The 8,505-nt window shown below is 29.5% G+C and carries 9 protein-coding genes; 6 read left to right on the forward strand and 3 right to left on the reverse strand.

From position 1 onward, the window contains the following. The first annotated feature begins 24 nt into the window (after positions 1–24). The 4 genes from RWQ74_RS06160 to RWQ74_RS06175 are packed head-to-tail and all read left to right on the forward strand — an operon-like array spanning position 25 to position 2,761. Positions 25–309 carry a thiamine-binding protein gene (locus RWQ74_RS06160; RefSeq protein ID WP_314397394.1) on the forward strand — a complete coding sequence of 95 codons (285 nt, stop codon included), beginning with the start codon at positions 25–27 and terminating at the stop codon, positions 307–309. After that, positions 281–1,066, forward strand: coding sequence for an ABC transporter permease (locus RWQ74_RS06165; RefSeq protein ID WP_314397395.1), 786 nt, complete (start codon positions 281–283; stop codon positions 1,064–1,066). The genes RWQ74_RS06160 and RWQ74_RS06165 overlap by 29 nt, the downstream gene beginning before the upstream one ends. Further along, positions 1,047–2,042, forward strand: a complete 996-nt coding sequence (locus RWQ74_RS06170) for an ABC transporter substrate-binding protein (RefSeq protein ID WP_314397396.1) — start codon at positions 1,047–1,049, stop codon at positions 2,040–2,042. The genes RWQ74_RS06165 and RWQ74_RS06170 overlap by 20 nt, the downstream gene beginning before the upstream one ends. Beyond that, entirely contained in the window at positions 2,042–2,761 is a 720-nt protein-coding gene (locus tag RWQ74_RS06175; protein WP_314397397.1) for an ABC transporter ATP-binding protein, read from the forward strand. Before RWQ74_RS06170 ends, RWQ74_RS06175 begins: the two co-directional genes overlap by 1 nt. A 235-nt stretch (positions 2,762–2,996) precedes the next feature. On the opposite strand, the gene RWQ74_RS06180 is transcribed toward RWQ74_RS06175, so the two are convergent. Both RWQ74_RS06180 and RWQ74_RS06185 read right to left on the reverse strand, forming a co-directional pair. Continuing rightward, a complete protein-coding gene (locus RWQ74_RS06180) occupies positions 2,997–4,154 on the reverse strand; it encodes a chloride channel protein (RefSeq protein WP_314397398.1) in 1,158 nt (385 codons plus the stop codon). A 278-nt stretch (positions 4,155–4,432) separates the two neighbouring features. Further along, positions 4,433–5,341: a YitT family protein gene (locus RWQ74_RS06185; RefSeq protein WP_314397399.1), complete on the reverse strand. Its 909-nt coding sequence runs from the start codon at positions 5,339–5,341 to the stop codon at positions 4,433–4,435. A gap of 172 nt (positions 5,342–5,513) precedes the next feature. On the opposite strand from RWQ74_RS06185, the gene pssA reads away from it, so the two are divergent. Continuing rightward, on the forward strand, positions 5,514–6,032 hold the full coding sequence (gene pssA, locus RWQ74_RS06190; RefSeq protein WP_314397400.1) for a CDP-diacylglycerol--serine O-phosphatidyltransferase: 519 nt from the start codon (positions 5,514–5,516) through the stop codon (positions 6,030–6,032). 235 nt (positions 6,033–6,267) lie between these two features. On the opposite strand, the gene RWQ74_RS06195 is transcribed toward pssA, so the two are convergent. Next, positions 6,268–7,032 carry an alpha/beta hydrolase gene (locus RWQ74_RS06195; RefSeq protein ID WP_314397401.1) on the reverse strand — a complete coding sequence of 255 codons (765 nt, stop codon included), beginning with the start codon at positions 7,030–7,032 and terminating at the stop codon, positions 6,268–6,270. Positions 7,033–7,170: 138 nt separating this feature from the next. Between RWQ74_RS06195 and RWQ74_RS06200 the strand changes: the two genes are divergently transcribed. Beyond that, positions 7,171–8,421: a peptidoglycan bridge formation glycyltransferase FemA/FemB family protein gene (locus RWQ74_RS06200; protein WP_314397402.1), complete on the forward strand. Its 1,251-nt coding sequence runs from the start codon at positions 7,171–7,173 to the stop codon at positions 8,419–8,421. The last annotated feature ends 84 nt before the right edge of the window (positions 8,422–8,505 follow it).

Genomic DNA, 8,505 nt, shown 5'->3' on the forward strand with positions numbered 1-8,505 from the left:
TATATTGTAAGGAGGTTTTTTATTTTGATAAATTGCAGTATTGCATTGCAGATTCTTCCACTTGATAATCATGATGGAAGATTAAAGATTATAGATAAAATTATCTATTTTCTACAAAATAAGCATTCAAATGTAATTGTTACTCCATTCGAAACTGTAATTGAAGGGGAATTCAATGAACTAATGGATACTCTTAAAGAATGCTTTGTCCTAGCGGGTGAGGACAGTAAAAATATTTTTGCAAATGTGAAAATTAACTATGGGGATGTTTTAACTATAAATGAGAAAATTGACAAATTTAATCAATAAATACGCTGCAACTATTTCTATGTTGTGCTTAGTGATTATTTGGCAAGGAGCTGGTAATCTCGGTTTACTTCCTAAATATATCATACCTACACCTGTCGAAATAGTTAAAGCTTTTATAAAAAACTACGAACTATTAATATTTCACAGCAAAATCACCCTACTCGAAGCTATTATAGGTCTATTCCTAGGGATAGTTATAGCATGGCTTCTTGCTTTAATTATGGATAGTATACCAATATTTAACAAGTCTATCTATCCACTTCTTGTACTAACTCAAACTATACCAACTATTGCAATAGCACCTATACTTGTTTTATGGTTGGGATATGGACTTACACCAAAAATCGTATTAATTGTTATAACTACAACTTTCCCTATAGTTGTTAGTATACTAGATGGATTTAGAAACTGTGACAAAGACATGATTACTTTATTACAACTAATGAATGCTAGTAAATTACAGATCCTTTGGCATGTAAAAATTCCAACAAGTCTAAGCTACTTCTATGCTGGACTTAGAGTTAGTGTATCTTATGCTTTTATAGCAGCAGTTGTTGCTGAATGGCTAGGTGGCTTTGAAGGACTTGGAGTTTACATGATTAAAGCGAAAAAATTATTTGAATACGATACTATGTTTGCAATCATAATACTAGTATCTGTTATCAGTTTATTAAGTATCGAACTTGTTAAACTAAGTGAGAAAAAATTTATTAAATGGAAATACATAGGAGAAAATCATGAAAAAGATATTAACTAGCGTTTTTGCTTTTATCTTAGCAATCTCATTAACTGCATGTAGTACAGTTAATAAAAATGCAGAGAAAAAAGAACTTAAAAAAGTAGATTTCGTACTTGACTGGGCGATTAACACAAACCACACTGGTCTATATGTAGCAAAAGAGAAAGGATACTTCGCTGAAGAAGGTATTGATCTTGACATTAAGCCAGCGCCTGAAGATAGTACTTCTGACTTAATTATTAATAATAAAGCACCTTTTGGTATTTATTACCAAGACTCAATGGCTAACAAACTTTCTAAAGGTGCAGGAATCACTGCCGTAGCCGCAATTATTGAACACAACACTTCTGGTATCATTTCACTTAAGAAAAACAACATTAAAGAACCAAAAGATCTTCAAGGTAAAAAGTACGGAACTTGGAATGATCCAGTAGAATTAGCAATGGTTAAATCATTAATCCAAAAACAAGGTGGAGATGCTAATAAATTAAGTCTAGCTCCAAATACAGATACAAACTCTGTAACTCCATTAGAAAATGGTCTTTTCGATGCTGCTTGGATTTACTATGCATGGGATGGAAAATTAGCTGAAAGCATGAAATTAGATATTAACTACTTCTATCTAAAAGATTTCAATAAAGACTTAGACTACTACTCTCCAGTAATTATTGCTAATAATGATTACTTAAAACAAAATAAAGAAGAAGCTAAAAAAGTTCTTAAAGCTATTAAGAAAGGATATGTCTACGCTATAGAACATCCTGAAGAAGCTGCAGAGATTTTAATTAAAAATGCTCCAGAATTAAAAGATAAAAAAGATTTCGTCATTGAATCGCAAAAATATCTATCTAAACAATATGCAACAAACAAAGATCACTGGGGTGAATTTGACGCTAACAGATGGAATGCATTCTACCGCTGGGTTAACGAAAACAAAATTACAAAACAACCTCTTGCAGAAAACACTGGATTCAGCAATGACTATATAAAATAATGAATATATTATCAATAAAAAACTTATCTTTCAATTATCCTAACAATAAAATACTAAAAGATATAAACATTCATGTCGATAAAGGTGAAGTTGTTTCTATACTTGGTGGAAGTGGTGTTGGTAAAACTACCCTTTTCAATATTATCGCAGGTATAAATCCTCTTCAAAGTGGAGAAATTTCTATAAAAGGTAACACAGACTATAAAGGTCGTGTAAGTTACATGCTTCAAAAAGACTTATTATTAGAACATAAGACTATTATTCAAAACATTATACTACCCTTGTTAATTAGAAAAATAAATAAAAAAGAAGCAGAAGAAGAAGCGATAAAAAATCTTAAACTATTTAATCTTTACGAATATAAAGATAAATATCCCAGTGAATTAAGTGGTGGTATGCGTCAAAGAGTTGCACTACTTCGTACATATATGTTTAAAGAAGAATTATTCTTACTAGACGAACCCTTTAGTGCACTCGATGCAATTACTAAAATATCATTACATTCTTGGTATCTTGAAATTAAGAATAAACTTGATATAACAACTTTACTAATCACTCACGATATAGACGAAGCTATTGACCTAAGCGACAGAATTTATATCATTAAAAATAAACCTGGTGAAATTGTATCTGAAATAAAAATAAATTTTGATGAAAAAGATCAAGATAAACAAAAATTAAAATATAAAAAAGAGATACTAAATATACTTGGATTATAATAATATACCCTAGTGTGAAAATTCACACTAGGGTATATTATATTATTTGTAAATGGAGCTGAGCCAAAAGTCCTAAAATTTAACAAAGTTTACATGAAAACTCATAGACACAGTGGTTTATTGATATCTAAATTCGCTTTATAAAAGCTTTTTAAATAACTAATAAACTGTGTGGGGGTGACTCCACAAAATCTTGTTTCTTTGAAATCACGATTTTTGAGCCACTCCCATTTAATTATTTATAGATACTATATTTTTTATTGATTAGGTAAATTAATACTGCAGGGATTACAGCAAAAAACATTAATTTATACCCAAAGACTTCTAATGCAAGAAATATAGGTGCAACGTATGTCTTAGTTGCCGCTGAAAATACTAAACAATACCCTAGTCCCGCTGTTACTAGAATTGGTAGCCCTAGCCAAGTTCCTAGGATTACTCCACAAGTCGCTCCAATCGCAAACAACGGAGTAACCTCTCCTCCACTAAAACCAATCCCTGTACAAATAGCTGTTAATATAATTTTCAACATAAAATCATAAACTCGAATCTGTTCAAAATTTGTAAAAGAAAGACCTATTAAATTAGTTCCTAATGAAGCATATCTATACTCAAAAACAATACTAACTAAAATAAAAACAACTAGAAGAATCCAAATGATATTTTTATTCAAAGCAACTAGTTCTTTTATTTTTCTTTGAAGTAGAACAAATAAGATTCCTACAAAAACAAACACAACTCCAACTAAAATTAATTTAAAAATAAATTCTAAACTCACATTAATTTCACTTACGTCTATAGCTACAAAGAACTTTTCCAAACCTAATTTATGCGATACAAAAGCACTTATATACGCTGCAATAATATATATTACATACTCATAAATTTTATTTATCGTAAAATTAAGTTTATCACTAACAACCTCTAAAATAAATACTACAGCTGCTAATGGAGTTTGAAACAATCCAGCAAACCCACAAATCATGCCTAACTTTACAAAAAATTGTTTTTTCTCTGTACTAAATTCATCTGGAGCCATATTTCCTCCGATAGCTCCACCCAACTGCACAGCAACACCTTCACGCCCTACACTCACTCCAAAACCATGGGCTAATAAAGTATTCACAGTTAAAATAAAAGGGAACTTCCACGTAACTTTCTTTTTTTTATTAGTTGCCGCTTCAATAAAATACTTCATACCTATCGCACTGGTGTGTAAATATTTATTACTAAACTTAGTAAAAACTAGTATCAAAGGTGTTAGAATCAATAAATACTTATAATAACTACTAGTTAATTCTATTAATTTCAATAACGTTTGACCAAATAACGAACAACAAATAGAAATTAATAATGCTGCACTTACTAATCTAAAATAATAATTCCTTAACATATTATGAATATTTTTTCTCCTTTAAATATAAATCTGAAATTGACATAAAAATTCTAAAACTTTTTAAAACGCTTATATGAGAACCCAGGGGCTGATCCAAAAGTCCTAAGATTTAATAAAGTTCATATAATAGCTCATAGACGCAGTGGTTTATCGATATCTAAATTCGCTTTTAAAAAACTTTTTAGATATCTAATAAATCACTGCAAGAAGTGACTCGACAAAATCTTGTTTCTACGAAATCACGATTTTTTAGTCGCTCCCTCTCAGATTCTTTACTATTGATTCTTTTTAAAACTTAAACTTGATTTTTTCGGTTGATCGTAGCTAAAACCTTCTCCTATAATATCATGAACTTCGGTTATTGTCACAAAGGCTCGGGGATCAATTTTATAAACTAGAGATTTTAATTTTCCTATTTCATTTCTTGAAACTACACAATATCCAATATTCATATCTTTCTTAGAATAGCTTCCTTGTCCTTTTATATAAGTTAATCCACGATTCATATCTTCTTGAATTTTTTTAGTAATAAGTTCTATTTCCGATGAAACTATCATTACTCCTTTTCCGGGAACACCACCTTCAACGACATAATCTATAACCTTTGTACAGATAAAAATATAAATCAAAGTATATAGAATCGCTGGAAAACTTTTAACTACTACAAATGTTAAGGCAATAATTACACCATCAAGAATTTGAATTATTCTACCGATTGAGCTACCTGTATAAAGTTGAACAATTTTTGCAACTATATCTACCCCACCAGTCGTTCCTCCTGCTAGAAAGACTATACCTAGCCCTAATCCAGCAAGTAAACCTCCAAATACAGCCGCTAGTAATCTATCTCCACCAATTTCAATTTCTATATTATACTTCTCAAAAATCCCTATCCAAAAAGTCAACATAATAATACCGTAAACTGTATATAACATCGTCTTTTTATCTAACATTTTATATCCTATTATTAATAACGGAATATTTACCAATATTGTTCCTACAGAAACAGGAAGACCTATTGAATATAATAGTAACAGCGATATTCCTGTCCCTCCACCTTCTGCTAGTTTATTTGGAACATTAAAATGCATAATTGCAAAAGAGTAAATAGCGCAACCTAAAGAGATAATAAATAATTCTTTTAAAATTTTTGTGAAATTTAAATTTTTAAATGTCTTTTTCATAGTGCACCTCCAAAATCAATTTTATCCTAATTATAACAGCTTTCATAACGTTACACAACTATTGAAAATAATATTTTTCGCTACTAAATTTTTATAAATTTCATATTTTCTTAGACATTATTACAAATTTGTACTATAATTATAATATCAATATTGGAGGTTGACTTTTAAAATGAATAAAAACTTCATACCAAATTATCTTACCCTTTGTAATATTTTTTGTGGATTTATGTCAATTCTGACTACATCACATGGATATTTCATCTGGGGTACTGTCTTTATTATCTTAGCCATGCTTGCGGATAGATACGATGGTATCGCCGCAAGAAAACTTGGTGTTGTTTCTGCGATTGGTCACGACTTAGATTCATTATGTGACGTAGTAAGTTTCGGAGTAGCGCCTGCTATGCTTGTTTTTGAAATCTTTATTACTAACGATAAACCATCAACTTTATTAATGGTAATTGTCGCAATTCTTTGTGGAATCTACGTATGCTGTGGAGCTTATCGTTTAGCAAGATTTAATGTAACAAAAATGAAAAACGGATATTATCAAGGTGTTCCTATCACTACATGCGGAACAGTTCTTGCAGTACTTGCTCCGATAAAATTACCAAGTATTGCAATACTAATACTAGTAGTTGCATGCTCTTATTTAATGGTAAGTAATATAAAAATCAAAAAAATATAGAAGACGGACCTGATACAAAAGTCCTAACTTAAAAAAAAGTTTATAAAAAATTCACAGATGTAGTGGTTTATTGATATCTAAATTTTCTCTATAAAAGCTTTTTGAATATCTAATAAACCACCACTAGAGGTGCTTCAAACAATCTTGTTTTGATTTTTGAGGCACCCCTTTTTTCTATATTCAATAGTTCGGTAACAACAGCACATTTTTCTTTCGGTATTTATCCTATCCTTAATTAATTCAGACAACTAATTAAGACTGAAGTTAATTCTTCTGGATTTTCCCAAGCCATCGAATGTCCAGCATTTTTTACTATCTTAACATTTACATTATATTTAGGTAATTCTTCAAAGTCTGAACTTGGCAATGTTCTTTCTCCAAAAATAAAGTATTTTTGTATATTAAATTCATATAACATACTTCGCCAAGATTTCTCTCTTATCAGTACCGCATCACAAGATAGTTGATACGCAGCTTTTGGCAACCAATTTCTAAATGAAGCTGCCCACATTGTATTCATTCCACTCTCACAAAACTGAATTAATCTCATTATACTTTTTTCATAATTGTCCTCCTTGTATTGAGCGATCACCCAACTTATCTGACCTCTTGTAGATGGATCTAAGTTTGCTTCTGTTAGAATTAATCTATCAATTCTTGTTTCACATAAAGCACATAACTCAATCGCAATAGAACCTCCTAAACTATGACCGAATAAAATAACATTCTCTAATGCCAAATCTTCTAAAAATTCTGCTAAATATTGTGCATGCTCTTTTACTTCATATGAAAAATCAAGTGGTTTATCACTGTAGCCCGCCCCCAATAAATCTATGAGAATTGTTCTATGTTCTTTAAATTCTTCACTATTTGCAATTTCTACGTAATCAAATGAACTAGCACATCCTAAACCATGAATAAATATTATCGGTACACCATCCCTTTGAAAATCATTATATCGAATTTTATATTTTTTGTTTCTTAATGTGTATTCTTTCATAAAACACCTAACTTCTCTAAGTTTACTTTACTCAATTATATCATTAAAAATTAATATATCACTTTTTTTTTTTTTATTTTTGTTATATAATTTTATAAGTAATTTTGAATAGCAACAAACTATAAAGGAGATTTCATAATGATATTTACTGAAATTAGTAGTGAAGAACTTCGACAATTTCAAAAAAAGAACGATCATAGATATTTTTTTCAACAAGACGCTTCATATAGTGAACTTACAAAAAAAAATAATTTAAAAACAAAAATATTAGCAGTAATAGAAGGAAATACACTGTTAGCTTATGGGACTTTTGTTTATTTCCCTTATAAAAAATTCTTCTATAAAGTAACCACTCAACATGGACCTATTATAAACTACTCGAATACTAAGTTAGTGAGATTTTACTTTGAACAATTAAAAAAATACTATGCTAAAAATTTTAGAGTATTATGCGTAAGAATAAATCCATTTATAAATGAACATATTTATAGAGATATCGAATTTATCGAGACTACTGAAGAATCAATACAAACAAATAAAATATTAAACTCACTCGGATATAAATCACTTAATGATGATTTATTTACAAATCCTACTCTTGCTTCTCGTTGTGTTTATTCAAGAGAACTAGAAAATTCGCTTACTGAAGATACATTACTAAAAACTATTTCTAATATGGCAAAGCGTTCAATCAACAAAGCTGTGAAAGAAGGTATAACAGCTAAAGAAATAGATATTTTTAATGATGCTGATGCCTCTATATTTGATTCTATAAATAAAAGTACGGAAGACAGAATAAACTTCCAAATCAGAACTAGTGATTACTTCAGAAATTTAAAAAGTGCATTAGGTGATAAGCTTCATCTTATTGTGTCATATTTAGATTGTGATTCACTTATTTTTAAATTAAATAAAGAAATTAAGGAGCTTAACATAGAGAAAAATAAACTGGCAGAAAAGCTTGAAACTGGAAAAGTAAATAGTGATAAAACTATAATGAAAATAAATAAAATAGATGAGTCTATTGCTTTTAGCAATGATAAAATAGAACAAATAGCTTCTTTAAAAAGAGAACATGGAACTATTATTTATCTATCTTGCGCAAGCTTTATAGAAACAAAACATGATTTTATTTACTTCACTGGAGGAATGAAAAAGGAGTTTTCTAGATTTAACGGTTCATACCTAGTAATGTATACTATGATGAAATACGCAATCAATAATAATTTTAAATATTTCAACTTCTTTGGTACTTCTAAAGATTTTGAGTCTGAAGAGGCTACTGACTACGGTGTTCTTCAATTCAAACGTAATTTCAACGGAAATATAGAGTATTTTATGGATAATTACGAAATTAGAAATGCAATCGGAAAAATTTGGAAAATATAATAAAAAAGGGGGAGTGACTCAAAAATCGTGATTTGATGTGTACCCAAAATTCTGGACACATATATATTTAGTTTAGACAAGTGG

This window comes from uncultured Gemella sp. (genome assembly GCF_963525165.1).
In the GTDB taxonomy this organism is placed as follows: domain Bacteria; phylum Bacillota; class Bacilli; order Staphylococcales; family Gemellaceae; genus Gemella.

Excerpts from the sequence above, each read along its gene's own strand:
- RWQ74_RS06195 (WP_314397401.1), bottom strand. The coding sequence starts at position 7,032 with ATGAAAGAATACACATTAAGAAACAAAAAATATAAAATTCGATATAAT.
- RWQ74_RS06175 (WP_314397397.1), top strand. The coding sequence starts at position 2,042 with ATGAATATATTATCAATAAAAAACTTATCTTTCAATTATCCTAACAAT.
- RWQ74_RS06170 (WP_314397396.1), top strand. The coding sequence starts at position 1,047 with ATGAAAAAGATATTAACTAGCGTTTTTGCTTTTATCTTAGCAATCTCA.
- pssA (WP_314397400.1), top strand. The coding sequence starts at position 5,514 with ATGAATAAAAACTTCATACCAAATTATCTTACCCTTTGTAATATTTTT.
- RWQ74_RS06165 (WP_314397395.1), top strand. The coding sequence starts at position 281 with ATGAGAAAATTGACAAATTTAATCAATAAATACGCTGCAACTATTTCT.
- RWQ74_RS06180 (WP_314397398.1), bottom strand. The coding sequence starts at position 4,154 with ATGTTAAGGAATTATTATTTTAGATTAGTAAGTGCAGCATTATTAATT.
- RWQ74_RS06200 (WP_314397402.1), top strand. The coding sequence starts at position 7,171 with ATGATATTTACTGAAATTAGTAGTGAAGAACTTCGACAATTTCAAAAA.
- RWQ74_RS06185 (WP_314397399.1), bottom strand. The coding sequence starts at position 5,341 with ATGAAAAAGACATTTAAAAATTTAAATTTCACAAAAATTTTAAAAGAA.